Source organism: Pleurocapsa sp. PCC 7327 (genome assembly GCF_000317025.1).
In the GTDB taxonomy this organism is placed as follows: domain Bacteria; phylum Cyanobacteriota; class Cyanobacteriia; order Cyanobacteriales; family Microcystaceae; genus Hydrococcus.
Genome location: NC_019689.1, coordinates 2,203,447 through 2,229,033, shown reverse-complemented (window position 1 = coordinate 2,229,033; position 25,587 = coordinate 2,203,447). Strand labels below are relative to the sequence as shown.

The following is a 25,587-nucleotide window of genomic DNA, read 5'->3' as shown; positions in this document are numbered from 1 at the left end:
ACTTGTCCCGTCGCCTTTTGTCGTTAGATAGGCGACGGGAGGAGGAAATGGTGAGGGGTTTAAGAATTTCCTTGTGTCATTATTCTCAAACGTACCGCGCGATCGCCGGCTTCGTCTAATGAGACTTCAATGACTTCGCTAGTGAGAACTTCTAGAGTAGTAAGGAGCGATCGCAAATTGGGATTGCTTGCTCCCGTATCTACGTATAATCGGTCTGAGAGGCTGCCGAGACGCTTCCAAGTCGTGTAGAGTTTGGCTACCGTTTGTTCGAGTTGGGTTGCCTGTTTGACTAAGTCGGCTGTCGCATTCAAACAATCTAGCCGCAACGCCTCTTCTAGTGCCATTTCCAAATCGATAGGAGAGTTTTTCAGGGTTTGGACTTGTGCCGCTGCATCGAGATATTTGGCTAAACTTCTTGCCGATGAAGTCATATGCTTGACTGTATCGAGATCGGGACTCTCGGCAATTTCTTTTTGAATTGGTTCGAGATGAATATCGGGTAACTTTTCCATCTCTTTGACGAGAGGGGCAAGGTATCGGGGGGGAAGCGATCCTTGTGCCGCTTTCTCCTTGATTTCCTCTGGTAATAATTCCGAACTCATCGCCGTCCATTCATCGGAAAGTTGCTTCACTTCTCGACGAGTAATGCGATCGCCCTTTTGCGCTGCTTCGCCGATCAGTCTTTGTACCTCTGGGGCAGATTTCGCCGTTTCTAAAAAGGCACGCTTGCTAAAGTTATTAATTGACTTGGGATCTAGCGTTCCTTCTGCCAAGAGAGTATCGGCACTATTCGCCAGTTGAATTAAGGCATATGCCTGACTTTTGGTAATTTCTCGCACCTTTAACCAATTGAGAAACCCCGTCCCTCGTCCGTCGCCGCCTTTTTTCTCGCGATCGCGCACTGCCCGTAAAATCCGCCCTCGCCAAATGTCGGTTTGCAGATCGAAGCGATCGCAGAGTTTCCAAATCGCATCCAACTGCTGTTGAAACTCAGCTTCTTGTATCTCCTCATCCTCTGGATCGGGTAGCTGAAAGTCAAAATCTACCGGAGTCTCTAAGGCAGCAACAATTTCGTCGGGAGAAGGAGGAGTCGCAATCATGACAGAATGAGTTTAATCGAACAGATGAAAAAAATCGGCTCATTAATCATACCATTCGGGTTTTACGTTCATGGTGGTTGTGCCTGGGAGCTACTTCGTAAGGGACAAGCCGATTGTTAATCGCCCAAACAAATGCCTAAGCCTCTCGCTGTTTTAACTAAAGTATCTTCGGGATCGACAACCCGGTAATTTTGAATGGCTTGTGCGATTGGCACGCTTATGATTTGTCGGTTTTGCCAAGTCACGATATGGTCGTACTTGCCCTCGGCGATGAGTTCTACAGCAGCAACCCCAAAAGAAGAGGCTAAGATTCTATCGAGGGGAGAAGCGATGCCGCCTCGCTGGGTATGCCCTAAAACGGTGACTCTGGTTTCCGCACCCGTTCCTTTGGCAATGCGATCGGCGAGATACTGACCGATTCCTCCCAAGCGACATTCGCCCAATGACTTGGTCTGCTCGATCGTCTCTCCCGCCTCCGTACAAACTGCTTCTGAAACGACGACAATGGAGTAATCTAGTCCTTGGGCTTGGCGTTTTTTGACATAGCGGCAGACATTTTCTATCTTATAAGCAATTTCTGGGATCAGAATAATGTGAGCGCCGCCCGCGATGCCTGCGTTGAGAGCAATATGTCCGGCATCGCGTCCCATGACTTCGACGATCATGACGCGATCGTGACTGGCCGCTGTGAAGTGCAGGCGGTCGATCGCTTCTGTGGCAATATTGACGGCGGTATCAAAGCCAATGGAACGTTCGGTTATGTCGACGTCGTTGTCGATGGTTTTGGGAATGCCGATGAGGTTGATGCCTCCTTGTTGTGCTAGTTTGCGAAGAATGGCTAAACTGCCATCGCCGCCAATGCCAATGAGAGCGTCTAAGTCCAGCAAGTGATAGCCTTCGATAATCTCTGAAGAGCGATCGCGCATGCTTCCGTCGGGCATGGAAAAGGCAAAGGGATCTCCTTTGTTAGTCGTGCCCAAGATCGTGCCTCCCATCATCAGTATGGGATCGACTTTGTGTGGTTCTAGGCGCATCACCTGCGGGGGACGGCTCATCAAGCCTTGAGTTGCCCTGCAAATCCCTAGCACTTCCCATCCGTGAATGTCAACAGCACAGCGGGTAACGGCTCTAATAACGGCATTTAAACCAGCGCAATCGCCTCCACTGGTAAGAATCCCTATTCGTTTTCGCTCGCCCATATCATTGCTTCTTGTGACTGACTAATCTATTGTTAGGCTCGCCGGGCGCGATCGAGTCATAGTTAAGAAATTCTCTAGAAATTTACGAGAAATAAATATAGTGAGATGAAGGATCGTTTAGACGAGTAAAAGATTGAGATAGCGGTCAGTATGTCGAACGGTTTTCCTCAAGATTTTACACGAGCTTTATAAAGAAGATCTGATTTTTTTACCGGAGCTTCATACTAAGGTAACTCCGAGTATCTAAGATCGTATTAACTATAAAGAAAAAGATATGAAGAGTTGCTTGGCAATTAAAAAAAAATTATTGTTGTTTTTTGCTTCAATTGTAACTGGCTCTACTGCCGCTATATTGCCCAGTTATGCTGCTATTTTTAGCGCTTCTCAAACTTATTTGAAACTCGATAATTTTAATAAAATTCCTCAAGATGTTGGAGTTTTTTATGAGGATTTTAACTCAAAAACTATTTCTGATAAGGGGAAGGGAGCAGTCCAAGCTAAGCTTGATGTCGATAGTATTTTTAAGGCGGAGGATTCCCTAGTTTTTGCACAATCGAATATTCAATCTCAAGTTTTGGGACAAGGTAGTGATTACTTGGGAGATTTAAAAATCTCATCCAGACTTGTCAGTAAATTCTTTATAGAAGCAGAGCAGCAATTTAGCTTTGATTTTACTGCGTTCTTAGGCTTGGTTAACGCGATCGAGCGAGGACAAGATGAAGCTGCTAGTACATATGCAGCTGTGTCTATTCTTTTAATTGACAGCATCAACCGGACAGCTTTTGACTCTTTTAACCTTTTTGCTAATTTAAATACCGATTTAACTGAAATTAGCGATTCTGATTTTTTTAGCTTCACACCGGGAAATAACTTCAGATTGAATCAAGTATCCGAATTGCCTCTTTTAGGAGGAACTCAAGAATCTTATCAAGTTTTAGTTCAAGGGTCATTTCAACGTTACTTTCCAGAAAATACCCAACTCACTTTAGTGGCTGTAACGAGAAACAAATCCTGTGGTGAGTCTTCTAAAAAGTTAAATATTTGCGTGAAAGTGTCCGAACCTTCAAATCGGTTTGCTTTAATAGGCTTATTGGGCTTGAGTAGCGTATTGTTGCTCAGAAGAATTATGAAGCAGATAGTTTAATTCGCTTGCCAACCATTCCGCAAACATCTTGTCGATTATTTCTTGATAGATTTCAGGTGTTAATTCGGCAGGAATGAATTCTTCCACTAAAAGTAAATGATATCCCTGCTCGGTTTTTATGGGGTTAATTACTTCTCTGGCGCGAGCGTTAAATATGACAGCAGCCAGATCGGGTTTGAGGCTCCAACGATAGAGCTTTCCTTCATAACCGCACTGATGTCTGCGTCTTTCGTCAATATCATAGAGATGGGCGGCTTGATAAAAGCTCATCTCTTCCTCTTCAATTTGATAAAAGATTTCCCAGGCAAGTCGTTCGTAGGGAACGACAAGCTGATAGAGTAAAACCTGCTCGAAATTCAGACGATTTTGGGCAAAAAGTTTCTCGACTTCCTTTGAGAAAAGAGATTCTGCTAACTTTTTAGTAAGAATGCGATCGCGGATTCCGGCTTCCCAATCTTCGGGGGTAATTTTCTCTTCCGTCAGCCAAGCAAAGGTGTCAGCAGCTTTCTCCAAACGCTTTTCGCGGCGCAGGCGGTTCGCCTCGGCTTGAATCTCTTCTGGCGTAACCACTAGATTTCGCTCTCGTGCAGCCCGATTAACGATTCTCTGATGAAGAATTTTATTGCAGGCTTCTTTGAGCTGGATATTTTTTTTGAGGTGATCGACAATCTCTGCAAGTTCGATTGATGCTGTCAGATCGCTAGCCATAATAAGCACAAAATCTCCCCGATTCGATCGTACCTAAAAAAGTAGACAAACTTCTGGGAAGCCTAAATTAGTGGATGAATTTTTATTTTTTACCCTTACTAATCAGCATCTGCCAATGAGTTTACTTTTCACCACTAAGTCCACCCTGAATTATCTCCCCTAATTCATTCCCTCCCATGCTTTTGAGTAACGGACTCTTAAATAAAATTTTCCCTTACAATTGGGGATGGTGAAAAACTAGCTGGGTGTCTCCTTATTATTTTCTTTTGACAGAAGACACCACAACTAAATGTTAGTTTAGCGGGTGCGTCTCTGCTTGAGTCTAGCTCGATGCAGTTCCAGTGCCCACTCCTATGTTGAATGAGTGACCGCCAATAGCTAAGGCGATTGCTATGGCCGAACCAGCAGCAGCTTCCCCAGATGGCTTAAAAGCAAAATCCTTAGCGAAATCAAAAGCAAACCCAAAGAAAGAGGCACTATTAATACCGCTCCCTTGAATGTGTTCTTGTTCGGGCAATTCCCTTTGGCAGAAATTGAGATCTTCAATAATTAAATGACTCATTAGCTGTCTCCTTATTGTTACGAATTATGTTAAGATCCAAAACCAAATGCTGGGAAGCTGGGTGCTAGAGCGATCGCCACAGTCTTAACATTAACGATACTTCCAGCAAAGCTCTGCCCTTGAGCGAGACTAAAACCGAATGCGGCTATCTGAATCAAGCCACCGTTAACTTGGTTGAGTTCGTCAGGCTCGGCTTTTTGTGAGACAACTTCTAAATGTTCTAAATCGGAAATAATCATGCTTTGTTTACCTACCTTCAACTTGCAAGAATAACTGAGGAAGCATACGTGCAGACTACCTCCTCAGGTTTAGTAACATTGCCTGGGTCTACATTCCAAACTTTACTCGGCTTGTGCCAAGAATGAGAATTTGAGACCAGCAATATTGCTTCCTGGCGAGCTAACGGCAAGAGGCTCAAACACTGGAAACACTATAGCAGCATTCTTAAATCCCAGGGCTAGACCTGTAAAACTCCCAATTCCTACGATTGCGGCTCCACCTTCAACTTCTTTTGTTTCGGCAACAACTTCTAAATGCTCTAAATCAGAAATAATCATTGTGGTTTCTCCGTGAATTTCAATAACAATCTATGTTTTTATAATATAAACAGGAAACTAGGGATAAGGTTGCCATTTTGGCATTAAATCAACTTTCGATTATTTACTTTCCTGAAAAATTTAAATCAACCAGCCAATGAGGAAGAAGATACAGCAACGCGAGAAATCTTAATTTCAGGAAATGAAAAGACAAAGGCTTGGCTTTCAACATTGCTAAGAGATAGGTTAGCTCCCCTAGCCAAAGCATTGACAGATATTTGAGCCATAGAAATTCCTCCTGATATATCGATCTGGCGATCGAGTTCTTCCCAATAGTCCAAGTTAGCAATTATCATTCTTTTTTCCTAAGTTTAATACCAGTCTATTTCATCTAGTATCCAGAGAATTTATTCTCTGGCTAAGAGGCTAAAGTCTATCTTATAGGATTGAATATTTGAATTCCAAGAAATTTATTTCTTGGTGAAATTAAGTCAGAATGAAATCACTCTGAGCTTAATATTTGGAAATACTAATTTGATTCAAAAAGAGAGCCTCTGCATCTGAGACAATAATTTGAAAATATTATTATTGTCATCTTTGCAGAGTCCTCTCTAAAATTTCTATCGAATAGAAACTATCGATCATCTAGCAATTGACATAGAAGTTGAAGATGAGCCAGATGCGCTCCCATCTTCACTGACAACTATATAGCTGTTGTTTGTACTCGTTGCTGAAGCAGCTTTACTACCTATCGCTGAGGCGCCATATAAGATACCAGAAGTACCTAAAATACTTCCTCCTAAGGCTTCGGTGTAAAGTAGCATACCTGCTGTGCTAGCAACTATCATTCCTCCCTGCAAATTGATATTTTTGGGAATGCTTTCTACGTATTCTAAATCGAAAATAATCACGGCTACCTCTCTAAGTGTCTAGAGTTTTAATTAGATTTAAAAAATGCTGGAAATCTTTTATCTCGTTAAGATTTCCAGCCTTTGCTTGGCTTTTGTCGAATAAACCTAGCGATATTTAATTGTGCAATAACCTCTAGGTTTAAGCAACTTTCTCGACTGGTTATACGGTGGCGCCGGCGATTCCGGCAACTTGAGAACCAGAGAATTTGTAGTTGGGGAGAGCGACGCTGTCGGTTTTCAACTTGATATCGGTGAAGCTCAACGCAGTTCCAAAAGCGGTTGAAGTGCCATTTCCAAGAGCTAGGGCAGTGAAGGTAGGAACAGTAGGAAGAGCGCCTCCTTGAACTTCGTTAGCTTCGACGGCTTCGATGTAGTTAATATCGTTGATAATCATCGTTTTTTCTCCTTCTATTTTTGGGTTTTGAGTTCGGAAAACTCTTTAGATTTGACAATATTTTTTGGGAATGAATCCAGTCACTAATTAGTTGCCAATTTGGCACAAGTATCCAGCTAACCTAGAGATTAATGTTCGAGAAATTCTCTAGTTTCATCTGTGCAATAACCTCTAGGTTTAAGCAACTTTCTCGACTGGTTATACGGTGGCGCCGGCGATTCCGGCAACTTGAGAACTAGAGAATTTGTAGTTGGGGAGAGCGACGCTGTCGGTTTTCAACTTGATATCGGTGAAGCTCAACGCAGTTCCAAAAGCGGTTGAAGTGCCATTTCCAAGAGCTAGGGCAGTGAAGGTAGGAACAGTAGGAAGAGCGCCTCCTTGAACTTCGTTAGCTTCGACGGCTTCGATGTAGTTAATATCGTTGATAATCATCGTTTTTTCTCCTTCTATTTTTGGGTTTTGAGTTCGGGCAACTCGTTTGTTTTCACAATATCTAATGTAATTAATCGGATTAATGGTTAGTTGCCAATTTGGCAGAAATATCTAGCTAACCTAGAGATTAACGTTCGAGAGATGCTTTAAGTTTCATCTGTGCAATAATCTCCAGGTTGAAGAAGATTTTTCGATTAGTTACACGATTACGCCTAAAACTGCCCCAATAATAGAAGCAGAATATTAAGTAGAGCATAGCTCTTGGTGACTTTTTGAATATTGGTATAGTCCCAAGCCGTTCCAAAAGCTGTTGACATACCCATACCAGTAGATAGTAAAGTAAAGATAGAAGCAGCAAGAAGAATCGAGTTTTGTTTAACTTCGTTGGCTTCAATTACTTCTATGTAGTTAAGGAAACTTTTTAGCTTTGGTAGTAGAGGCAACTAGCCCAATTAATGGTTAGTTGCCTTTTTGCTTAAGAATACCCAGCCAACCTAGAGATTAACGTTCGAGAAATTCTGCGTTTCATCCGTGCTCACCTCTAGGTTCGGGCAGCTTTCTCGACTGGTTATACGGTTGCGCCGGCGATCGCTACAACACTAGAAGCAGACATTTTGTGATTGGGCAGAGCAAGGCTATTAGTGAGTACTGCAACATTAGTAAAGCTTAAAGCAGTGCCAAAAGCTGTTGACGTACCCGCACCATTAGCCAGTGCGGTATAGAAAGGAGGCAGAATCAAAGAACCTCCTTGAACTTCGTTAGCTTCAACGGCTTCGATGTAGTTGATATCGGTAATAATCATTGTTTTTTCTCCTTTTGTATTTTTTGCTTTGGGTGCAAATCCCTTTTGTTTTGACAATATCTAATGTAAACTAACCAGATAAAGACTAGATGCCAAATTGGCAAAAAGTTTTGCTCAAGTCTATAAGAATAGTAAAAACTGCTAATTGAATTATTGATTATTGTTGATTAAATTTTTGATTTTTGTGTAAACTTTTGATGCTTAATAGAATGCAGCTAGCATCAAACTACATTTGATACAGTGTGAGGAATAGGTAAGGCGATCGCAGGCAGGTGATGCTGGCGAGTCGGGCGAAAACCCTCAATTGTCCGCCACAATAGAGGAGAGTAACGATATTATTGCTAGTATGCCCACGCTTAATCTGACTCAGGTTCTTGCTAGTGAGTGTTCTTACTCACCCCAACAGGTTGCCAATGTTCTTGACTTGTTAGCCGAAGGAGCAACCATTCCTTTTATTGCTCGCTATCGAAAAGAACGGACTGGTTCTCTCGATGAAGTGCAACTGCGAAATCTATGCGATCGCTTTAATTATTTAAGGGAGTTAGAAGAGCGCAAAGCGACTATATTAGACGCGATCGCAGCACAAAACCAGCTTACCGACGCGCTCAAGAGCAAGATAGAAGCCTGCTTGAATAAAACCGAACTAGAAGATCTCTATCTGCCCTACAAGCCGAAACGCAGAACCAGAGCAACGGTAGCGCGAGAACAAGGGTTAGAATCGCTAGCCGCCTTCATCGAATCGCTCAACCGTCCAGATGCTAGGATTAAAGCCCTAGAACCAGAAGCTACTCAATATTTATCTAAAGACAAAGGACTAGAGACAGTAGCAGATGTCCTCAGAGGCGCTGCCGATATCCTAGCCGAAAAAGTTGCCGAAAAAGCCGAATTACGCGCTTACTTGCGCGATTATATCTTCAAATCAGGGGTCTTTGTTTCGTGCATCAAAGCCGATTATCCCGAAGGTAGTACGAAGTTTGAGCTATACCGAAATTACCAAAATAGCGTTAGTAAAATTGCGCCTCACAATCTGCTGGCGCTGTTTCGGGGAGAAGCAGAAGGAATTCTCTCGCTAGACATTGCCTTCGATGAAGCGACAGCGTTGTCCTACTTGGAGACACAGGAAATCCGGACTAAAAATCCCGTTATTGGCGATTTTTACCAAATAATGCTCAAGGATGCCTTCAATCGCTTGCTAAAGCCGTCTCTCGTTCGAGAAGTGCGATCGGAACGCAAACAATGGGCAGATCTTGAATCGATTAAAACCTTTGAGGTGAATTTACGCCATCTCTTATTGTCTTCTCCTGCCGGAATGAAGCCAACGCTGGCGATCGATCCCGGATTCCGCACGGGTTGCAAAGTCGCCATTCTCTGCGCAACCGGACAATTTTTGGAATATCAAACCATCTTTCCCCATTCTAGCCCGGGCGAGCGAACTAAAGCCAGCGAAACCATCAAACAGCTTCTGAAAAAGTACCGCATCGAGTTAATCGCCATAGGCAATGGCACTGCTTCGCGGGAAACCGACGAGTTTGTTGCAGAAGTTTTGAAAACTATCGAAGAGAAACCGATTAAAGTCATCGTCAATGAGTCAGGAGCATCCGTCTATTCGGCGAGTGAAGTGGCAAGAGCAGAATTTCCCGATCTCGACGTAACCGTCCGAGGAGCCATTAGTATTGGCAGACGGTTGCAAGATCCCCTGGCCGAGTTGGTCAAAATCGAGCCGAAGTCAATCGGTGTCGGGCAGTACCAGCACGATGTCGAGCAAAAGCTCCTCAAGCAAAAATTAGCAGAGACGGTAGAAAGCTGCGTCAACTACGTAGGAGTCGATCTCAATACGGCTTCTAAAGAACTGCTGACCTACGTGTCTGGAATCACGCCAACCATTGCCAACAATATTATTGCTTATCGCGATCGCAATGGGGCATTTCGCGATCGCAAAGAACTTTTAAAAGTCTCGAAACTTGGACCCAAAGCCTTCGAGCAAGCGGCTGGTTTCTTGCGCATTCGCGATGGCGATAACCCCTTAGATAATACAGCCGTCCATCCCGAAAGTTACCCAGTTGTAGAAGCGATCGCAGCATCTCTAAAAGTTCCCCTCAAGCAAATTACCCAAGTGAGTGCGCGACTTAAATCTCTCGATCTCAAACAATTTATTACCGATACGGTTGGTTTACCCACCCTTCAAGATGTCATTAAGGAATTAGAAAAACCTGGCAGAGATCCGAGATCTGAGTTCAAATATGCCACTTTCAAAGAAGGGATTAAAGAAATCGGCGATCTTAAACCAGGAATGGAATTGGAGGGAATTGTCACCAATGTCGCCAATTTCGGCGCATTTGTCGATATCGGCGTTCATCAGGATGGATTAGTGCATATTTCTCAACTGGCGGATCGCTTTGTTAAAGATCCCAAAGAAATCGTCCAAGTGGGGCAGGTGGTGAAAGTGCGCGTCCTAGAAGTGAATGAGTCACTAAAACGGATTAGCTTATCGATGAAACAACCAAATCGTTCTTAATATTTCTTAAAATATTAGCTAGAGAAATCAAGCGATCGCACTTCCCCTATGCAACCCTTAGAAACTCAGCTTAATAAACCAATTGAAGCAGCAACACCATCATGGAAAATCAAGCTGCTCTATGATGGCGAGTGTCCCCTGTGCGTGCGAGAAGTTAATTTTCTCAAAAAACGAGATGTAGGTCGAGGGCTAATTGCATTTGTAAACATTGCCGACGACAACTATACTCCTCAAGAAAACGGCGGGATTGACTTTGAAACGGCGATGGGAAGAATCCACGCTTTGCTTCCCGACGGAACTATCATCAAAAACATAGAAGTCTTTCGCCAAGTTTATGAGATACTCGGCATGGGCTGGGTCTATTCTTTTACTAAATTACCCATCATCGGCGCGATCGCTGATATTATCTATGGAATTTGGGCTGACTGGCGACTTGCTCTTACCGGGCGATCGAATTTAGAGACAATTGTCGCTGAGCGTCAAAAGCGTCTTGAGTGCACAACACAAAGTCGCTGTCCCCTGTCTGAAACCGATTTTTAAATACCCCCTGGTTGACTGACAAAACTCAAATCGCCCTCACCCCAACCCCTCTCCCGCTCTGGGAGAGGGGCTTTCAACTCAAAACTTTGGCCTGAAGTCCCTTCGCTCCTTGTGGAAGAAGGAATTTAGGGATGAGGGGACAAAGATTTGTCAGCCAATCAGATTCCCCCTTTTTTAAGGGGGGTTAGGGGGGATCAAACTTCCAAGCTTCTCACATACAATCTCAAACTCTTTTAAAACCTGCTGATTCGTAAATCTCACGACCTGTAAACGTATTCCTCTAATTTTTGAGTTCGTGCTACATCATATTCTTGAGCATCATTTGTACAATGGTTCTCTCCGTCAATTTCTATAACCAACTTCAAGCTAGGACAATAAAAATCGACAATAAAATGGCTGATTGGTCTTTGTCGCAACACTCGAAATTTAAAAGTTCTCAAATACCCGTACCATAGTTTTTTCTCAGCAGCAGTCATGTTTTTGCGAAGTTGCTTCGCTCGCTCTACCAGATTTCGATTGTAGGGCAGATAAAAGTTACCATTATTGAACTTGGTCATAAAAGATTCCCTCTGCCCCCTTAAAAAAGGGGGTGAGTGATTGTAGTATTTTGACTTGAGTTGCGATCGTTGATGAATCATCAGAATAAATACTGATGACGGTAATGACTAAACCTAAGTATTTTAGATTTAAAAGAATTATGTAAAAAAAATATTCACATTGGAGATTGCGCTAAGCCAATGCGAAGAGCAGATCGCCGAACGCCTAATGATGACAACGCTCGCAACAATCCCCGCTCTCAGAAGAAAGAACCTACGCCTCCTCGCGAACTAGAACAGCTTTTGGCGAACGTTCGGGCACAGCGAGATGAGTGGAAGCAGAAAGCAAAAGAAAATGAAGAAGCTGCCACGCAACTCGTTACTTATCAATTAAAGGTTAATGAGTGGCAGGAACGTGTAACCCAGAATTATCAACTCTATATCGAGGAGAAACAAAAACATCAACAAACTCTCTGCCTCTACAACGAAGAAAAAGCCAAAGCCACTGAATGGCTAACTAAATACCAACAGGCAGACGCTCGAAGAGAGCATTACCTGACTCTGTACAACGAGGAGCAACAAAAGCATCAACAAACTCTCTGCCTTTACAACGAAGAAAAAGCCAAAGCCACTGAATGGCTAGCTAAATACCAACAGGCAGACGCTCAACGGCAACAGTATTTAACTCTGTACAATGAGGTTAAAGAAGAACTTAAGTACGAACGACGCTCAAAAGCAAGCATTAAGGGATGGGAAACTCGCCGCAAGCGTGAAAACGAACGCTTGAAGAGAGAAATAGGCGAAATGACTATTGTGTTGCGCGACTCCCTGGAAAGAAAAGAGGAAGCAGTAAATAATCTCTATATTCTTGCCGAGAGAATGGATCGAATTCAACAATTAGTCGATTCCGTTGAAGAAGAATCAACAAACACTCCGGTTGGTCTGCTACAAAAATTTCAACGTATCTGGTTGGCTATTAAAGAGATCCTTGCCGAATAGGGGATACGTCCATGAGTCAAGAACCAGCACCGATCGCACGTACACAACGCAAACAAAAGTTAAGCGATCGAGTTCGCAGCATTGCAGATCGACTCAAACAGGAAACCGAAGTGCAAATCAAAACAACTTCACGCATACTGAGTGCGGCAGCTAAAATTGCCGAAAATCATGACCGACTTATTGATGAGGTTGTCGATATGGTTGAGGAAGATATAGATCGGCAAACTCAGGTGCATCAGAAAAAAATTTATACCGTTGACTTACTCAAGCAACAGTTTAAAACATTACGTGAAGCGAAAGCTTACTTTAGACTGAAAGCGAGTAGCTGGGCAGAACTTGTCAAGAAACTCAACAGTTTATCTGCCCCAAACCCGTTGTCTGTCGATCGCTCCAAAATTTCAGTTCCAGAACGCCTCAATGCAATTGAAAGCGAACTTAAGATTATGCGCACCGAAATTGGTGAGATACTATCCCTTTTGAAGAGACATGTTCTTAACAAAGAGTAATACTAATTTTTTTAGAAATGGTATGATTTCCAGTTCGGATAATTAGTTGTCATTCCGAACGAAGTGAAGAATCTACCAGGTACTTCGCTTCACTGCATTAGGCTTGGTATGAGACAAAGATCTTTTGATAAGTATTCAACCTAACCCGAGCTAAGGCGATCGCACGGCTCAACCCATTGAAGCAGTAAGGGCATGGGAGTTAGAAAGCAATGCCAAGATTGATGACTTGTTGGGGAACTGCCGCCAGCGAATTGCGATCGCAAAAGAGAGATTAGAATTATGCAAAAAAAATCGCTCAAGTTAAGGAAGTGATCGAGCCGATAAAATTGAGATTGTTTTCCTTAGAAAAGGTTTTTTATCGGTTGGCGATCGCGCTCGAATATCGCTATAAATGTGAATCTTTTTTTGCGATCGGACAACAACAATGAATCGATCGATAGAGATGTTACAAGGAGAAAACAAGAAAGAATTTGCCATTGGAGACGTTAGAGAATATTGAATTTTAAAAAAACTTTTTGGGAGCGATCGCCTATTTTTGTTGCATTGATACGGTAAAATTCAAACCTAACGCGGCATTCAACTGCTTTCATCCAGTAGATGCCAAAAATTGCAGAGTTAGACCGTACAGTTACAACGCGATCGATAGTTATGATGCATATTTTCGAGTTTCTTAAATCGCTATTGACGCAATACGTCCACCTCGATAACCCGATCGATTTGGCAGCGTACTAGATTATCTAAAAACACTGGAAATTCATTTTGACAAAAAAGTTTGAATCCAGACCGTTTTGTCCTTGTTGATAGCTATTTTTCCGAGAAAAAGCCATGTCTATTCAATCAGTTCGCCGAAAATTATTGAAGCTAATTCCAGCAGGTGCAGTAGGTGCTCTTGTAGCAGCGTGCAGTGGTGCCGTACAAAACGGGCAAAATAAACCTGCTCAAACCACTCAATCGACTACAAATAGTCCTGCAACCGGAGAAACTATTACTTTGAGGATGCAAAGTAGCTGGCCAACTAAAGATATCTTCCACGAAATCTTCCTCGATTGGGGCAAGAAAGTTGAGGTAATGTCTGGTGGACGGCTAAAAATTAACATCCTACCAGCAGGATCGGTTGCCAGTGCCACTCAGTTGATAGAAGCAGTAGATAAAGGAACCTTAGATGGCGGACATGCCTTCCCAGCCTATTGGTTTGGCTTAAATAAGGCGGCAAGCTTATTTGGAACGGGTCCCTCTTTTGGGATGGATGCCGAGATGATGCTGGGGTGGATTCACTATGGCGGCGGTCAAGAGCTGTACAACGAGCTGCTCCAGACAAAACTTAAAAAGAACGTTATTTCCTTTTTCCACGGGCCCGTACCAACTCAACCCTTGGGTTGGTTTAAGCAACAGGTTAAAGCACCAGAGGATTTCAAAGGCTTGAAGTATCGTACCGCTGGAATTGCTCTCGACGTTTTTAAGGATATGGGAGCCGCATCCCAGTTTATTCCAGGCGGTGAAATTGTTTCCAGCCTAGAGCGGGGAGTAATTGACGCAGCCGAGTTCAGCAATCCCTCTTCCGATGAAGGACTGGGATTTCCAGACGTTCGCAAAGTCTTGATGTTACAGTCCTATCACCAACCCGTTGAGATGCTGGAACTTCAGATGAACAAGAGCAAGTACGACAGCCTGCCGCCGGACTTACAAGCCATTATCAAGTATGCCACCATGGCTCAATCTGCCGACTTTACCTGGAAGATGATGGATCGCAATAGCAAAGACCTCGAAACAATTGAGAAGAATGGCGTTAAAGTCTTTATAACTCCTAAATCGGTTTTGGAGGCTCAACTCCAAGCCTGGGATAAAGTAATTGCAAAAGAATCAGCCGATCCCTTCTTCAAGAAAGTCATTGATTCTCAACGGGCTTGGGCTAAGCGAGTTGCATCCAGTCGCCTAGAAATTATGGTTGAGAACAAAACTGCTTACGATCATTTCTTTAAAGAAGCGCAAGCGTAGCAAGACTCCTTGCTATCAATAGAGTCAGTACCTAGGACAATCGCACGGGTTGAAGGCTTGAGACATCTTCTAGGAGGCATTCGTGAGACCCTTTTTATTTTGGATCGATCGCTTGAATACCTGGATTGGGAAAATCTTCTCTTGGTTGATTTTGACTTTGACAGTCGTGACTGCCTACAGTGTCATTGCCCGTTACGTCTTTAGGGTGCCGCTAGACTGGTCGGTAGATTCGAGCTACATCATGTACGGCACCTTTATCATGATGGGTGGAGCCTACACGTTGGCTCGCAACGGTCACGTCAGAGGAGATATGTTTCACCGCAGCCTGCCCGTGCGAGCGCAAGCCGCTTTGGATTTAGCGCTCTATTTCCTGTTCTTCATCCCCGGCGTTCTAGCGCTGGTCTGGTATGGATTCGACTTTGCCGCAGATTCCTGGAGCATTCAGGAAAAGTCTAGCGTCACGACGGTGGGAACGCCTATCTATCCCTTTAAGACGGTTATCCCGGTGGCTGGCATTTTACTGCTTCTTCAGGGCATTGCGGAAATTATTCGCTGCATTCAAGCTCTGAGGACGGGCGCTTGGCCCGAACGCCTCGCCGATGTTGAGGAAACGGAAAGCAAATTGACCAAGGAGAGCCAGCTATGAGTCAAGAAGTTCTCGGCGTTATCATGCTGATCGTAATGGTATTGGCGATTTTGCTGGGTTTTCCTACCGCTTTTACCCTCATGGGCTTAGGCGTGATTTTTGGCTTCATCGGCGCTGGACCGCTCGTGTTCGAGCTTTTGGTACAGCGTACCTATGGAGTTATGACCAACGATGTTTTGCTTGCGATCCCGCTGTTTATCTTCATGGGTTACATTATCGAGCGGGCTGGCATCTTGGATGACTTATTCAGAAGCATTCAGCTTGTGATGGGACCGATTCGGGGATCGCTTGCGATCGCAACCTTGCTGACTTGCACGATTTTTGCGACGGCGACTGGCATCGTCGGCGCTGCCGTTACTCTGATGGGCTTGCTGGCGCTACCCGCAATGCTGCGTGCCAACTATGAGGTTAAATTCTCCACGGGGATCATTGCCGCCGGGGGAACGTTGGGAATTTTGATTCCTCCTAGCGTCTTGTTGATTCTCTACGGAGCTACGGCGGGCGTTTCCGTGCCCAAACTCTATGCGGGAGCGTTCATTCCCGGTTTATTGTTGTCGCTATCTTACTTAATCTATCTATTGGTTCGAGTCTACACGAACCCCAACTTGGGACCAGCGCTCCCTAAAGAAGAGCGCACCGTTCCCCTGCCGAAGCTCTTGCGGATGTTAGCTACCTCCTTCTTGCCAATTACAGTCCTGATCTTGTCTGTTTTAGGGGCAATTCTCTTCGGGATCGCCACGCCCACCGAAGCGGCTGCCGTAGGTGCGATTGGTGGCTTAGTGCTAGCAGCTTTCCATCGCCAGCTAACCTTTCAAAATCTCAAAGAATCCGTCTATTTGAGCATGCGTTCTTCGGCAATGGTTTGCTGGTTATTTATCGGTTCTAGCATCTTTGCCGCCGTGTTTGCTTTGTTGGGCGGTTCGAGCGCGATCGAGCAGTTTGTAACGGGGTTGGGCTTACCGCCAACCTTATTTCTGATCGTCGTCTTGATTATTATTTTCCTACTAGGTTGGCCCCTGGAATGGACGGAAATTATTGTAATTTTCATGCCTATCTTTTTGCCCTTGCTAGATCGGTTCGATATCGATCCGCTGATGTTTGGGATTTTGAACGCACTGAATCTACAAACCTCTTTTTTATCCCCACCTGTGGCCATGTCAGCTTTTTATCTTAAGGGAGTTGCCCCGAAACACATTACGATTAATCAGATCTTTGCTGGCATGTATCCCTACATGGCTCTACAGTTGGCAGTCATGCTTCTAGTGATGATTTTTCCCAATTTAGTCTATTTTCTGCCAAATTTACTGTTTGAGTGAGGCTGCCATAGCAGTCCTAGATAAGGGAGTTAGGGAGTGCGAGCTTCTAGCTCGCTTTTAAGGAAATAGCGAGCTAGAAGCTCGCACTACTCGCCGATTTTGTCTTGCCCAAAAGCGTTAAAGTTATTAATTAAGATCGCTTTGAGACATGAGGGTTCATGAAATTTGTCGGGAAACTACTCAACCAGCCTAAGAGTCGCCAAGTCGCCGTTATCCTGGCACTATTAGCGACAGTTTTGCCAATACCGATCGCGGGAGTGCATAAATTTTATCTAGGACAGCCGCTATGGGGAGTAATTTATCTTCTGTTATGGAGTACGCCAATTCCGCGAATTGCCAGTGCGATCGATGCGGTATGGTATTTAGTGCAAGATTCAGAGCAATTTAATTGTCAGTTCAATAACCAGCCCATCGCTAGCACTAATTTAGGCGGATTCGCTCCTTCGCAAATCGGCGCAGTTGCCGAAGCGTTGCGGGAACTCGATCGCCTGCGCGAAGATGGATTAGTATCGGAATACGAATTTGAACAAAAACGCCGCCAACTGCTCGATCGCATTGCATGAAATGGCTGAACCCGAATTGGCAAAAAATCCGCGCTAAAATTTTGAGCGATCCCTACTATCGCTTTCAATCTCTCGAAGAAGTTGTGGTCGCGATCGAACTTGGCATTCAAATCGATGCTAACCATGCCAGCGTCGATGATTGGCTCAGATTGCCTGGTATTTCTATCCACCAAGCACGAACGTTAGCAGAACTGACGAGCATGGGAGTTCAGTTTCTCTGCCTAGAAGATATTGCCGCAGCTATTAACGTACCCGTACAACGTCTCCAACCCCTCAAACCTATCTTATACTTCGGCTATTGCGATCCGGAAAGTCTCTTAACTCCTAGGCGCATCAATCCCAATACTGCCTCGACAGAACAACTCGAGCAAATTCCCTGTCTCGAACCTTCTTTAGCTGAATTAATCATTCAAAATCGACAAGAAAATGGCGTTTATCGCAATTTAGCCGATCTACAGCGCCGACTTGTTTTAGATAGTCGATTAATCTCTCAATTAATGCACTACTTCCAGTTCTAACCAATTTTCATTAGTCGCGATCAACATTCTTCACCCCTCTCCCAAATTGGGAGAGGGGTTGGGGGTGAGGGCAATCAACTATCTCTGTCATTACTTTTGAAAAATGGTATGGTGTCCAAATTTCAACTGTCTTCTAGATAGCAGAGTTTTTGTTGGGATCGCAGGTCAATTCTCGCCTACAAAAAATGGTTCGCTATCGCCTTCATCGAGTCCCGACAACGGCGATGCACTCGATTTCTACCAAAACATCTTTAGGTAAGCGAGAAACCTCGACGCAGGCACGTGCGGGGGCATTGCCTTTGCTGAAGTACCCGCCATAAACTTGATTCATGGCGGCAAAATTCTGTAAGTCGGTCAGGAAGACGGTCGTTTTCACTACATCTTCCCAACTGGCACCCGCTGCTTTGAGAATGGCTTCCAGGTTTGCCATTACTTGTTGCGTTTGCTTGGCGACATCTCCCGCTCCTACAATGTCTCCAGTTTGAGGATCGAGGGGAATTTGTCCTGCTACAAACAGCATTTGACCGCTAGCTGCGATTGCCTGATTGTAGGGACCAACGGGTGCGGGTGCGTTATCGGTGCGAATAATTCTGCGATCGTTCATTTTCCGCTAATATGTACTACAACTTCTCTGTGATGGCTCCATTGACGATGCTCCCATAAATAAATTCCCTGCCAAGTCCCTAAAACTAATTTTCCTCTGGCGATGGGAATCTGTTCTGAAGTATGGGTTAGTGCCGAGCGAATATGCGCTGGCATGTCGTCGGGTCCCTCAGCATTATGAATGTAAAGCGTAGGGTCTTCAGGCACTAATCTAGCAAAAAAGTTGGCTAAATCTTTCAACACGTCGGGATCGGCATTTTCTTGAATCACTAGAGAAGCAGAAGTATGCCGGACAAAAAGCGTACACAATCCCGTTTTGATTCCCGATTGAGTGACAATCGCTTCTACTTTATGGGTGATTTTATGTAGAGATTTTCCCGTAGTTTGGATTGAGAGAATTTTTTGATAGTGATTCATTTAATTTTTGATTTTGGATTGGTGAGAGTTAGTAGTTAGTGATTAGTAGTATGTCTTCTTCCCAGTCTCCCACTCCCTCCACACTTCCCTCATCCCCCTACTCTCCTCACTCTCCTGCCTTCTGACTTCTTCAATCCACTTCGTCGGACTCAGTTTTATCCGTTACTGTGTTGCCTGTTTCTGTCTCGGTAGAATTTTTTAATGCCGCTCCCTCAGAAATTTCTGCTGCATTCTCAGGAGAATTCGATCCCGTTTCTTCTTCATTTACTGACTCTTCCCAAGGAGAATCATAGCGATTCCAAGGCAAAATTGGCTTATTTGGTAACTTATCAGTCAACACTGTTATATTTTCGGCATCGGGTTTGGGTAACTCGATGCGATTTTCCGGAGTTTCTGTTGGTGTCGATTTAACTGGTTCTACAGATACAACCTCCTCTACAGATGCAGAAGTTATCTCTTCCGATTCCTTACTGACATCTTTTTCCGAGTTGGTATGAGTAAATTTGGAAGTCATACTTGTAAGCTATTCCTATCGATTTATTCTCTTATATTCTTCAGGCAAAAGAAAATGACACCATATGCAATAAGATTATAAAAGCTATCGTCCAAGTTACATAAGCTGAATAAGTTAAAGACTGTGAAATATCATCGAGTCGCTGTTTATTAGTATTGTAGGTTGCTACCTGATTGACTATCATTTGCAATTTATATTCTTCAGGTGCTAAAGCAAGATATCTCTCCAAAAATTTTGTATCTCCTAAATTGGGACTAACTGCTACTTGGCGAGGCAGAAAAGCATTAATTAGCAACGAGAAATTAATAAAAAATCCCAGAATTTCTCCAAAACTAAATACACTGGGTTGTAAGACCAACCGAGTAATAGTTAAACAAGTTAGTAAAGCACCATTGACAACAAATAAAATATTTAGCTTAGTGGTCAAAAGATGGCTTTGCTGTTTTTGTTCTTCGATTACAGTGCGAACATCCTGAGCTGCTAATTCTAGGGTAGCAGAGGAACGAATTCCTTGAAGCTCTTCGGTTTTTTTGTGTTCTTTGGACTGTTGTATTTCGTCTAACTGTTGTGCCTTTTGGGCAAAAATATGATGGATGACCGTCATTGGTTCTCGATCGCTCTACTCTTTTAATAAACCTTGCTAAAAAAACTCCCATCTCTAGCTTAATCCCTATTCAGGCAAGATTAAATTAAAATAGTTGATAACGGCGCGGGCAATGACTTCCGTTCCATCAGTCGGGAGAGATGCAGATTGAAGGGGAGGATCGGGATCGCGACGGAGAAACTCCCAGCTACTGTGGAAGAATTCTTCTGGTGCAATAATTTGATGATGGGCGTAGTTTTGAATCCCGTCTAAGAGTAAAGGGGTTTCAGCAAAATCCTCTCTCGTTAAGGAAATGATAGGAACTTGCAGGCGTATAGCTTCGGCAAAGGTGCTATAGCCAGGTTTGGAGATGACTCGCCCGCAGATTGGCATAAAATCGACGGGCCGATAGTATTCTCCAGTAATTTTCAGTAAATTGGGCAAATCGGGAGCATTGCGCTCGAAGGTAATGAATTGCCAATCGGGAAATTGTTGTAGATTTTGATAGGGAATTTGTTGCAGTCCCAGTCCGCCAAAAGAAAGCAAAACGGTTTTCTTGCGAGGTGCTTTCAGATTAAATACTTCTCGCAGTTCGGTTTCGCTATAGTAAGGCATACCGCCCGTTAAGCCCGTATCGGTAATATTGTTAAAAGAAGTCATCGGTTCGCACATGGGAAGGCGAAAGGTGCGATCGCACTGTTGATAGCACTCGCTAATCCAATCGGCAATTTCTGTAAATTCCTCTCCCCAATTGCGATAAATAAAATCCCAGCCAAAATTGCCCATCATCCAACAGGGAATCCCTGCCGCTTTCGCCATTGGTGCAGCTAAAGCTGGAATATCTGCCAAAATTAACCCGACTCGATTGGTGCGCAGAAAGTTTACCTCGCTGGCAATAATCGACCTTTGTTCGGCGCGAATTTGCTTCATTTTCTCCAGGGTAGCAGCTTTATTCATGGTCAAACTATCCGATTGGATAACTCCCACGTCAAAGGCGCGTAGGCGATGGATAAAATCTCCCCGAATGTAAGAGTCTAGCAACCAACGAGGCGCAGTCGTCACCATAACTAGGAGGATGTCGGGATAAAGCTGTTTAATCTGGGCAGCAACAGAGGAGGCGCGGACGGCATGTCCAAAACCATGGCTAGTAATGGCGAAGTAAAGAACGGGTTGAATCATTGGGATAAGCTAAAAGAAACATACCCAAGCAATTTTAACTCCGTGAGCGGGAAGTCCTCCGCTCGAGCGGGGATGTAAAGAATCCCGACAGATGTTCGTTTCGCGGAGTTTACCCTCTCTCGAAGTGAAGGGCTGCACTCAGCATGACAAAATAAAATTCATCCCGCATTTAGGCAACGCCTAATATATATAAAAAGCCAATGCAGTTAATCTTATATAGCAAACCCAGTTGTCATCTATGTGAAGGGCTGCTGGAAAAGTTACAACAGGTAAAAGCGATCGCTTTTGAACTAGAGGTGCGAGATATTACCACTCGCCCAGAATGGTTCGAGGCATACCAATATGAAGTTCCCGTGTTGTGTCAAAATCTTTCAGGGGTCGAAAAACCGCTGCCCCGACCTTCTCCTCGCGCTTCCGTGCAACAATTGGAGCAATTGTTACAAAAATATTTATCGCCAGAGTCATAAAACTAGACGGAACTTGCACAATTCTTTAATAATCTAAAATCAAAAATCCTCACTCTGAGTCTTGCTATGATGAAGCTGCGCGATTTGTTAGCCAAGGTTTCCGGTATCTCTCAGATTCCCGAACACCCTGCACTAGATAAAGAAGTAAAAGGAATTAGTACCAACTCCCATGCTTGTCAGCTTGGAGATTTATTTATTGGCATGCCAGGAACGCGGGTAGATGGGGGAGAATTCTGGCAGAGTGCCTTAGAAGCCGGTGCGATCGCGGCATTAATTAGCCCTCAATCAGCCGCTAAATACCCGCCTACACCTAATGCTTGCGTCATCCAAGTCGCCGATCCGGTTTCTGCTTGTGCGGACCTATCGGCAGCTTTCTACGGTTATCCTTCCCAGCAATTAAGAATGGTTGGCGTGACGGGAACCAATGGCAAAACCACAATCACCCATCTCATCGAATTTTTCTTCAATCAGTCTCAATTGCCGACTGCTCTTCTGGGAACCCTATATACTCGGTGGGCGGGTTTTCAACAAACTGCGGTTCATACCACGCCTTTTGCTGCCCAACTGCAAGCACAACTTGCTGCCGCTAGGGATGCAGGAAATCAATATGCAGTCATGGAAGTCAGTTCTCACGCACTAGCACAAGGTCGCGTGAAAGGGTGTTCGTTTGACGTGGGCGTGTTTACCAACCTCACTCAAGATCATCTAGACTTCCATAAAGACATGGAAGATTATTTTTCTGCCAAAGCATTGTTATTTAGCCCCGATTATCTTAAAGGTCGAGCGATCGCTAACCTGGATGACTCCTATGGCAAGCGTTTGATAGAAGCGCTAGATTCGGACAAGGTTTGGAGTTATAGCGTTAGCAATCCTGCTGCTGATTTTTACACCGCACAACTCAATTATGAATCTACAGGTGTAAGCGGGGTCATGCATACCCCAGTAGGTCAAATCTCTTTTCGATCGCCCTTAGTCGGTCAATTTAATTTATCCAATCTTCTCGCTGCTGTCGCGGCAGTCCTGCACCTCGGTTTGAACTTAGAAATCGTTATCGAACAGTTACTCAAGTTTCCTGGCGTTCCCGGACGAATGGAGAGGGTACAAATTAGCGAGAACCAGGATATTGGCGTTATCGTCGATTATGCCCATACGCCCGATAGTTTGGAGAATTTACTCAAAGCAGCACGACCTTTTATTTCAGGAAAGATGATTTGCGTGTTCGGTTGTGGGGGCGATCGCGATCGCACTAAGCGTCCTATTATGGGGAAAATTGCCGCAGAACTTGCCGATGTCGCGGTTGTTACCTCAGATAATCCCCGTACCGAAGACCCGAAACGGATTTTGCAAGATATCGTGGCAGGCATTCCTGCATCGGTTAAACCGATAGTAATTTGCGATCGCGCTACGGCGATTCATCAAGCGATTCAGGATGCCAAACCAGGCGACGGAGTAGTTATTGCCGGAAAAGGTCACGAAGATTATCAAATTCTCGGCACGGAAAAAATTCATTTCGACGACCGAGAACAAGCAAGAGAAGCTTTGTCTATAAGATTGGGCTAGTCATATCAAATCTGTTTAATTAGTCATAATAGGTAGGTAGTGCGAGCTTCTAGCTCGCCTATCATTACTGAGTCTTATTATAATAACCCCCTAAACCATTTGGAAAATTGTTAATTTTGTCTAAATTTAGTCACTTTAACAAATTTAGAATTGGTAATTTTTAACTTTCCATTTAAATTTCTAACAGTATAGGTTCTTTGTTCTCGTTGTGTCGAACCGTCTGGATAAAAATAAGTGTTTTCGCCAATCAAATTAATCGAAGAATCCGTCCTTGAAATTATCTGTAGATTTTCTACGGTCACTCTTTCAAATTGAGTAAAAAAATTGGGATCGAATTGAGCAGCTAATGGAGGTCCATAGGCAAGTCTAGCTTCATCAAATTTTTTGTCTGAAAGCAGCGCATAAAGCTTCTCGACAAACTGAGCAGCTTGACTTTCCTCGATTGCATTAGTTAAATTTTCGTTGCGATCGCTTGACGACGGTTTGGGAGATAAATTACCTGTTTTTGAATTCTCGTTGCGATCGTTGGGCGATTGAACGGAAGGAGAATTAACAGTTTCTGATTCGCTTGGTTGTGTCGGTTGTGCGGCAGGAGAATTAACAGTTTCTGATTCGCTTGGTTGTGTCGGTTGAACGATCGGGGAAGTATTAATTTCTGGAGTGTTGTGTTCTTGCGGTTGAACTTCAGAATTATTAAGTGAATTTGAAGCAGATATTTGTAGTTCGGATTGACGACTGAAATAGCTATTTACCATCGAGGCTCCCATGACAAAAGAGCCGATTATACTACCAACAATAGTAGCTTTTTGCCAATCTTTCAAACCGCCAGAATTTGTATTAGTTACCCGTGAATTACTATTGCCTCTAGCAGGCGATATAACTGCTGTGGATACACCAGTAGGACTTGCAGAAGGTGCGCTAGTTGGAATTGCTCTAACTTCATTTTTAATCGCAGCGAGCATTTCCTTTGCACTTAAGAAGCGATCGCGCGGATGGGGTTGAATCGCTTTATCTAAAATAGTCGCTAAAGCTGAACTGGTGCTCAAAGCATGCTGTCGCCATAGAATCTCCCCTGTTGCTGGATTAGTGGCGAACTCTTGGGGATACTTCCCACTCAGTAAATAAATAGCCGTTAGGGCTAAACTATATAAATCGCTAGCATAAACGGGTCTACCTGCTATCTGTTCGCTTGGCATAAATCCAGGAGTCCCGATCGCAATTGAATAGGTACTGTGTCCAGAGGTCGTCATCACCGTTCCCATCGTTTCTTTTACCGCACCAAAATCAATCAGAAAGGGTTTATTATCTGATGCACGAATAATAATATTATCCGGTTTAATATCTCGGTGGACGATATGCTGAGTGTGAATGTAATCTAAAACTGACAAAATACTGATTAAAATTTCTTTAACTACACCCTCATTTAACTTTCCTTCCTGCCGAACTTTCTCTGATAAAGTAGTCCCTTTAATCCACTCTTGAACTAAATAAAATTGACCGGATTCTTCAAAGTAAGCATATAAGCTGGGAATTTGCGAATTGCCTTCGCCCAATTTTTCTAAGATAATACCTTCTCGCTGAAATCGTTCTTTAACCAACTGATAGATTTGAGGATCGTTAGCGATCGGGATAAGTTTTTTAATGACGCAGCGACGAGCAGAAGGCATATCCGTATCTTCTGCTAGAAATGTTTCCCCAAAGCCCCCACGACTCAAACTACAGAGAATTCGATAGCGATTTTTCAGAAGATCGACCATAATTTAAGTGTTAATACTTTATCAAAAAAAAACAATTAATTGTTGATATTAATCTCTATATTTACTATTTACAGCACAATTCATTTTATGAAAAGTTGTCTTGTTTTTAGTAAAATAAAACCAATTATAACCGATCGCTCATCAAACAAGGAACAATAGCGCGATCGGTTGACTCTTAAAAAACTATTTATCAAGCTTTAATATTAGTCATGGGCGATCGCAGTCTTGCTCGGTAAGCATCTGCTTTCAGAAACAATCCTAGAAGTTAGTTTCTCAAGAAATATCAATAGATTGATTATATGACTTGATAGCGATAAAATAAATATAGTAACTGTCGAGGTAGCGATCGTACCTCGGACAGTAATTAAGTGATGCAAATGGAGAAAGAGTCATTCTAATTTGCAACGAGCAATTATTCACTCATGACTAAAAGTCAATCCAATTGGCAATTATCCGACAAAGCTGTGCTTCAATCGCATGATTGCGATTCCGATTTTAGAACCAAAGTTTATAGTCGCGCTTCACTTATAGGCTACCCAATTGCCGATTGTGAATTGTTTTGGCGATCTGTTTAAATTCTACAGC

Annotated in this window: 29 protein-coding genes and 1 pseudogene; 12 read left to right on the top strand and 18 right to left on the bottom strand. The window is 43.6% G+C overall.

Annotation, left to right across the window (positions count from 1 at the left end):
* Positions 1–59: 59 nt before the first annotated feature.
* The gene (locus PLE7327_RS09920) at positions 60–1,100 is read right to left on the bottom strand and encodes a hypothetical protein (protein WP_015143703.1); all 1,041 of its coding nucleotides are present in this window, start codon (positions 1,098–1,100) and stop codon (positions 60–62) included.
* 116 nt (positions 1,101–1,216) lie between these two features.
* Positions 1,217–2,299, bottom strand: a complete 1,083-nt coding sequence (locus PLE7327_RS09915; RefSeq protein ID WP_015143702.1) for an ATP-dependent 6-phosphofructokinase — start codon at positions 2,297–2,299, stop codon at positions 1,217–1,219.
* 286 nt (positions 2,300–2,585) lie between these two features.
* Between PLE7327_RS09915 and PLE7327_RS09910 the strand changes: the two genes are divergently transcribed.
* Complete coding sequence (locus PLE7327_RS09910) at positions 2,586–3,443, top strand: hypothetical protein (protein WP_144266108.1); 858 nt, start codon at positions 2,586–2,588, stop codon at positions 3,441–3,443.
* On the opposite strand, the gene PLE7327_RS09905 is transcribed toward PLE7327_RS09910, so the two are convergent.
* The 9 genes from PLE7327_RS09905 to PLE7327_RS09860 form a co-directional block, all read right to left on the bottom strand.
* Positions 3,387–4,151 (bottom strand): peptidylprolyl isomerase, encoded by a 765-nt coding sequence (locus tag PLE7327_RS09905; RefSeq protein ID WP_015143700.1) that lies wholly within the window; start codon positions 4,149–4,151, stop codon positions 3,387–3,389. The two genes, PLE7327_RS09910 and PLE7327_RS09905, sit on opposite strands and share 57 nt — an antisense overlap.
* Positions 4,152–4,473: 322 nt before the next feature.
* Positions 4,474–4,713 (bottom strand): hypothetical protein, encoded by a 240-nt coding sequence (locus PLE7327_RS09900; protein WP_015143699.1) that lies wholly within the window; start codon positions 4,711–4,713, stop codon positions 4,474–4,476.
* 29 nt (positions 4,714–4,742) lie between these two features.
* A complete protein-coding gene (locus PLE7327_RS09895) occupies positions 4,743–4,952 on the bottom strand; it encodes a hypothetical protein (RefSeq protein ID WP_015143698.1) in 210 nt (69 codons plus the stop codon).
* A 102-nt stretch (positions 4,953–5,054) separates the two neighbouring features.
* Positions 5,055–5,270, bottom strand: coding sequence for a hypothetical protein (locus PLE7327_RS09890; protein WP_015143697.1), 216 nt, complete (start codon positions 5,268–5,270; stop codon positions 5,055–5,057).
* A 125-nt stretch (positions 5,271–5,395) separates the two neighbouring features.
* Positions 5,396–5,605, bottom strand: coding sequence for a hypothetical protein (locus tag PLE7327_RS09885; protein WP_015143696.1), 210 nt, complete (start codon positions 5,603–5,605; stop codon positions 5,396–5,398).
* A gap of 285 nt (positions 5,606–5,890) precedes the next feature.
* Positions 5,891–6,160: a hypothetical protein gene (locus tag PLE7327_RS09880; protein WP_015143695.1), complete on the bottom strand. Its 270-nt coding sequence runs from the start codon at positions 6,158–6,160 to the stop codon at positions 5,891–5,893.
* A 160-nt stretch (positions 6,161–6,320) separates the two neighbouring features.
* Complete coding sequence (locus PLE7327_RS09875; protein ID WP_015143694.1) at positions 6,321–6,554, bottom strand: hypothetical protein; 234 nt, start codon at positions 6,552–6,554, stop codon at positions 6,321–6,323.
* 198 nt (positions 6,555–6,752) lie between these two features.
* Positions 6,753–6,986 carry a hypothetical protein gene (locus PLE7327_RS09870; RefSeq protein ID WP_015143693.1) on the bottom strand — a complete coding sequence of 78 codons (234 nt, stop codon included), beginning with the start codon at positions 6,984–6,986 and terminating at the stop codon, positions 6,753–6,755.
* A gap of 568 nt (positions 6,987–7,554) precedes the next feature.
* A complete protein-coding gene (locus PLE7327_RS09860) occupies positions 7,555–7,788 on the bottom strand; it encodes a hypothetical protein (protein WP_015143692.1) in 234 nt (77 codons plus the stop codon).
* 346 nt (positions 7,789–8,134) lie between these two features.
* Here PLE7327_RS09860 and PLE7327_RS09855 point away from each other — a divergent pair, with 346 nt between their 5' ends.
* Together PLE7327_RS09855 and PLE7327_RS09850 are read left to right on the top strand one after the other, a co-directional pair.
* Positions 8,135–10,303 (top strand): Tex family protein, encoded by a 2,169-nt coding sequence (locus tag PLE7327_RS09855; protein ID WP_015143691.1) that lies wholly within the window; start codon positions 8,135–8,137, stop codon positions 10,301–10,303.
* A gap of 48 nt (positions 10,304–10,351) precedes the next feature.
* Positions 10,352–10,843, top strand: coding sequence for a thiol-disulfide oxidoreductase DCC family protein (locus tag PLE7327_RS09850; RefSeq protein ID WP_015143690.1), 492 nt, complete (start codon positions 10,352–10,354; stop codon positions 10,841–10,843).
* A 174-nt stretch (positions 10,844–11,017) separates the two neighbouring features.
* Here PLE7327_RS09850 and PLE7327_RS09845 read toward each other — a convergent pair.
* A pseudogene (locus PLE7327_RS09845) lies at positions 11,018–11,400 on the bottom strand (endonuclease domain-containing protein).
* Positions 11,401–11,580: 180 nt separating this feature from the next.
* On the opposite strand from PLE7327_RS09845, the gene PLE7327_RS23335 reads away from it, so the two are divergent.
* From PLE7327_RS23335 to PLE7327_RS09810, 7 genes are all read left to right on the top strand, one after another.
* Entirely contained in the window at positions 11,581–12,378 is a 798-nt protein-coding gene (locus PLE7327_RS23335) for a hypothetical protein (RefSeq protein ID WP_015143689.1), read from the top strand.
* Between the two features lie 11 nt (positions 12,379–12,389).
* Positions 12,390–12,884 (top strand): hypothetical protein, encoded by a 495-nt coding sequence (locus PLE7327_RS09835; RefSeq protein ID WP_015143688.1) that lies wholly within the window; start codon positions 12,390–12,392, stop codon positions 12,882–12,884.
* 825 nt (positions 12,885–13,709) lie between these two features.
* Positions 13,710–14,879: a TRAP transporter substrate-binding protein gene (locus PLE7327_RS09830; protein WP_015143687.1), complete on the top strand. Its 1,170-nt coding sequence runs from the start codon at positions 13,710–13,712 to the stop codon at positions 14,877–14,879.
* Positions 14,880–14,961: 82 nt separating this feature from the next.
* On the top strand, positions 14,962–15,525 hold the full coding sequence (locus tag PLE7327_RS09825; RefSeq protein ID WP_015143686.1) for a TRAP transporter small permease subunit: 564 nt from the start codon (positions 14,962–14,964) through the stop codon (positions 15,523–15,525).
* Positions 15,522–16,841: a TRAP transporter large permease subunit gene (locus tag PLE7327_RS09820; RefSeq protein ID WP_015143685.1), complete on the top strand. Its 1,320-nt coding sequence runs from the start codon at positions 15,522–15,524 to the stop codon at positions 16,839–16,841. The genes PLE7327_RS09825 and PLE7327_RS09820 overlap by 4 nt, the downstream gene beginning before the upstream one ends.
* 158 nt (positions 16,842–16,999) lie before the next feature.
* Positions 17,000–17,404, top strand: a complete 405-nt coding sequence (locus tag PLE7327_RS09815) for an NINE protein (protein ID WP_015143684.1) — start codon at positions 17,000–17,002, stop codon at positions 17,402–17,404.
* Positions 17,401–17,922 carry a ComEA family DNA-binding protein gene (locus PLE7327_RS09810; protein WP_015143683.1) on the top strand — a complete coding sequence of 174 codons (522 nt, stop codon included), beginning with the start codon at positions 17,401–17,403 and terminating at the stop codon, positions 17,920–17,922. Before PLE7327_RS09815 ends, PLE7327_RS09810 begins: the two co-directional genes overlap by 4 nt.
* A gap of 202 nt (positions 17,923–18,124) precedes the next feature.
* Here the strand turns inward: PLE7327_RS09810 and PLE7327_RS09805 are convergent, their stop codons facing one another.
* The 5 genes from PLE7327_RS09805 to PLE7327_RS09785 all read right to left on the bottom strand — a co-directional run bounded on the left by PLE7327_RS09805 (position 18,125) and on the right by PLE7327_RS09785 (position 21,218).
* Entirely contained in the window at positions 18,125–18,526 is a 402-nt protein-coding gene (locus PLE7327_RS09805; protein ID WP_015143682.1) for a RidA family protein, read from the bottom strand.
* Entirely contained in the window at positions 18,523–18,942 is a 420-nt protein-coding gene (locus tag PLE7327_RS09800; RefSeq protein ID WP_015143681.1) for a secondary thiamine-phosphate synthase enzyme YjbQ, read from the bottom strand. Before PLE7327_RS09800 ends, PLE7327_RS09805 begins: the two co-directional genes overlap by 4 nt.
* Positions 18,943–19,072: 130 nt before the next feature.
* Positions 19,073–19,456: a hypothetical protein gene (locus tag PLE7327_RS09795; RefSeq protein ID WP_015143680.1), complete on the bottom strand. Its 384-nt coding sequence runs from the start codon at positions 19,454–19,456 to the stop codon at positions 19,073–19,075.
* Positions 19,457–19,496: 40 nt separating this feature from the next.
* Complete coding sequence (locus tag PLE7327_RS09790) at positions 19,497–20,060, bottom strand: hypothetical protein (protein WP_015143679.1); 564 nt, start codon at positions 20,058–20,060, stop codon at positions 19,497–19,499.
* Between the two features lie 66 nt (positions 20,061–20,126).
* Positions 20,127–21,218, bottom strand: a complete 1,092-nt coding sequence (locus tag PLE7327_RS09785; RefSeq protein WP_015143678.1) for a hypothetical protein — start codon at positions 21,216–21,218, stop codon at positions 20,127–20,129.
* Between the two features lie 200 nt (positions 21,219–21,418).
* Here PLE7327_RS09785 and PLE7327_RS09780 point away from each other — a divergent pair, with 200 nt between their 5' ends.
* Both PLE7327_RS09780 and PLE7327_RS09775 read left to right on the top strand, forming a co-directional pair.
* Positions 21,419–21,685, top strand: a complete 267-nt coding sequence (locus PLE7327_RS09780; protein WP_015143677.1) for a glutaredoxin family protein — start codon at positions 21,419–21,421, stop codon at positions 21,683–21,685.
* A 69-nt stretch (positions 21,686–21,754) separates the two neighbouring features.
* A complete protein-coding gene (locus tag PLE7327_RS09775; RefSeq protein WP_041392022.1) occupies positions 21,755–23,245 on the top strand; it encodes a UDP-N-acetylmuramoyl-L-alanyl-D-glutamate--2,6-diaminopimelate ligase in 1,491 nt (496 codons plus the stop codon).
* Between the two features lie 110 nt (positions 23,246–23,355).
* Here PLE7327_RS09775 and PLE7327_RS09770 read toward each other — a convergent pair whose 3' ends face one another.
* Positions 23,356–25,002, bottom strand: a complete 1,647-nt coding sequence (locus tag PLE7327_RS09770) for a protein kinase (RefSeq protein WP_015143675.1) — start codon at positions 25,000–25,002, stop codon at positions 23,356–23,358.
* Positions 25,003–25,587: the final 585 nt, after the last annotated feature.

What these genes read in the sequence shown, in the direction of transcription:
- PLE7327_RS09920 (WP_015143703.1), bottom strand. Translation starts at nt 1,100, where the DNA reads ATGATTGCGACTCCTCCTTCTCCCGACGAAATTGTTGCTGCCTTAGAG.
- PLE7327_RS09915 (WP_015143702.1), bottom strand. Translation starts at nt 2,299, where the DNA reads ATGGGCGAGCGAAAACGAATAGGGATTCTTACCAGTGGAGGCGATTGC.
- PLE7327_RS09905 (WP_015143700.1), bottom strand. Translation starts at nt 4,151, where the DNA reads ATGGCTAGCGATCTGACAGCATCAATCGAACTTGCAGAGATTGTCGAT.
- PLE7327_RS09900 (WP_015143699.1), bottom strand. Translation starts at nt 4,713, where the DNA reads ATGAGTCATTTAATTATTGAAGATCTCAATTTCTGCCAAAGGGAATTG.
- PLE7327_RS09895 (WP_015143698.1), bottom strand. Translation starts at nt 4,952, where the DNA reads ATGATTATTTCCGATTTAGAACATTTAGAAGTTGTCTCACAAAAAGCC.
- PLE7327_RS09890 (WP_015143697.1), bottom strand. Translation starts at nt 5,270, where the DNA reads ATGATTATTTCTGATTTAGAGCATTTAGAAGTTGTTGCCGAAACAAAA.
- PLE7327_RS09885 (WP_015143696.1), bottom strand. Translation starts at nt 5,605, where the DNA reads ATGATAATTGCTAACTTGGACTATTGGGAAGAACTCGATCGCCAGATC.
- PLE7327_RS09875 (WP_015143694.1), bottom strand. Translation starts at nt 6,554, where the DNA reads ATGATTATCAACGATATTAACTACATCGAAGCCGTCGAAGCTAACGAA.
- PLE7327_RS09870 (WP_015143693.1), bottom strand. Translation starts at nt 6,986, where the DNA reads ATGATTATCAACGATATTAACTACATCGAAGCCGTCGAAGCTAACGAA.
- PLE7327_RS09860 (WP_015143692.1), bottom strand. Translation starts at nt 7,788, where the DNA reads ATGATTATTACCGATATCAACTACATCGAAGCCGTTGAAGCTAACGAA.
- PLE7327_RS09855 (WP_015143691.1), top strand. Translation starts at nt 8,135, where the DNA reads ATGCCCACGCTTAATCTGACTCAGGTTCTTGCTAGTGAGTGTTCTTAC.
- PLE7327_RS09850 (WP_015143690.1), top strand. Translation starts at nt 10,352, where the DNA reads ATGCAACCCTTAGAAACTCAGCTTAATAAACCAATTGAAGCAGCAACA.
- PLE7327_RS23335 (WP_015143689.1), top strand. Translation starts at nt 11,581, where the DNA reads ATGCGAAGAGCAGATCGCCGAACGCCTAATGATGACAACGCTCGCAAC.
- PLE7327_RS09835 (WP_015143688.1), top strand. Translation starts at nt 12,390, where the DNA reads ATGAGTCAAGAACCAGCACCGATCGCACGTACACAACGCAAACAAAAG.
- PLE7327_RS09830 (WP_015143687.1), top strand. Translation starts at nt 13,710, where the DNA reads ATGTCTATTCAATCAGTTCGCCGAAAATTATTGAAGCTAATTCCAGCA.
- PLE7327_RS09820 (WP_015143685.1), top strand. Translation starts at nt 15,522, where the DNA reads ATGAGTCAAGAAGTTCTCGGCGTTATCATGCTGATCGTAATGGTATTG.
- PLE7327_RS09815 (WP_015143684.1), top strand. Translation starts at nt 17,000, where the DNA reads ATGAAATTTGTCGGGAAACTACTCAACCAGCCTAAGAGTCGCCAAGTC.
- PLE7327_RS09810 (WP_015143683.1), top strand. Translation starts at nt 17,401, where the DNA reads ATGAAATGGCTGAACCCGAATTGGCAAAAAATCCGCGCTAAAATTTTG.
- PLE7327_RS09805 (WP_015143682.1), bottom strand. Translation starts at nt 18,526, where the DNA reads ATGAACGATCGCAGAATTATTCGCACCGATAACGCACCCGCACCCGTT.
- PLE7327_RS09800 (WP_015143681.1), bottom strand. Translation starts at nt 18,942, where the DNA reads ATGAATCACTATCAAAAAATTCTCTCAATCCAAACTACGGGAAAATCT.
- PLE7327_RS09795 (WP_015143680.1), bottom strand. Translation starts at nt 19,456, where the DNA reads ATGACTTCCAAATTTACTCATACCAACTCGGAAAAAGATGTCAGTAAG.
- PLE7327_RS09790 (WP_015143679.1), bottom strand. Translation starts at nt 20,060, where the DNA reads ATGACGGTCATCCATCATATTTTTGCCCAAAAGGCACAACAGTTAGAC.
- PLE7327_RS09785 (WP_015143678.1), bottom strand. Translation starts at nt 21,218, where the DNA reads ATGATTCAACCCGTTCTTTACTTCGCCATTACTAGCCATGGTTTTGGA.
- PLE7327_RS09780 (WP_015143677.1), top strand. Translation starts at nt 21,419, where the DNA reads ATGCAGTTAATCTTATATAGCAAACCCAGTTGTCATCTATGTGAAGGG.
- PLE7327_RS09775 (WP_041392022.1), top strand. Translation starts at nt 21,755, where the DNA reads ATGAAGCTGCGCGATTTGTTAGCCAAGGTTTCCGGTATCTCTCAGATT.
- PLE7327_RS09770 (WP_015143675.1), bottom strand. Translation starts at nt 25,002, where the DNA reads ATGGTCGATCTTCTGAAAAATCGCTATCGAATTCTCTGTAGTTTGAGT.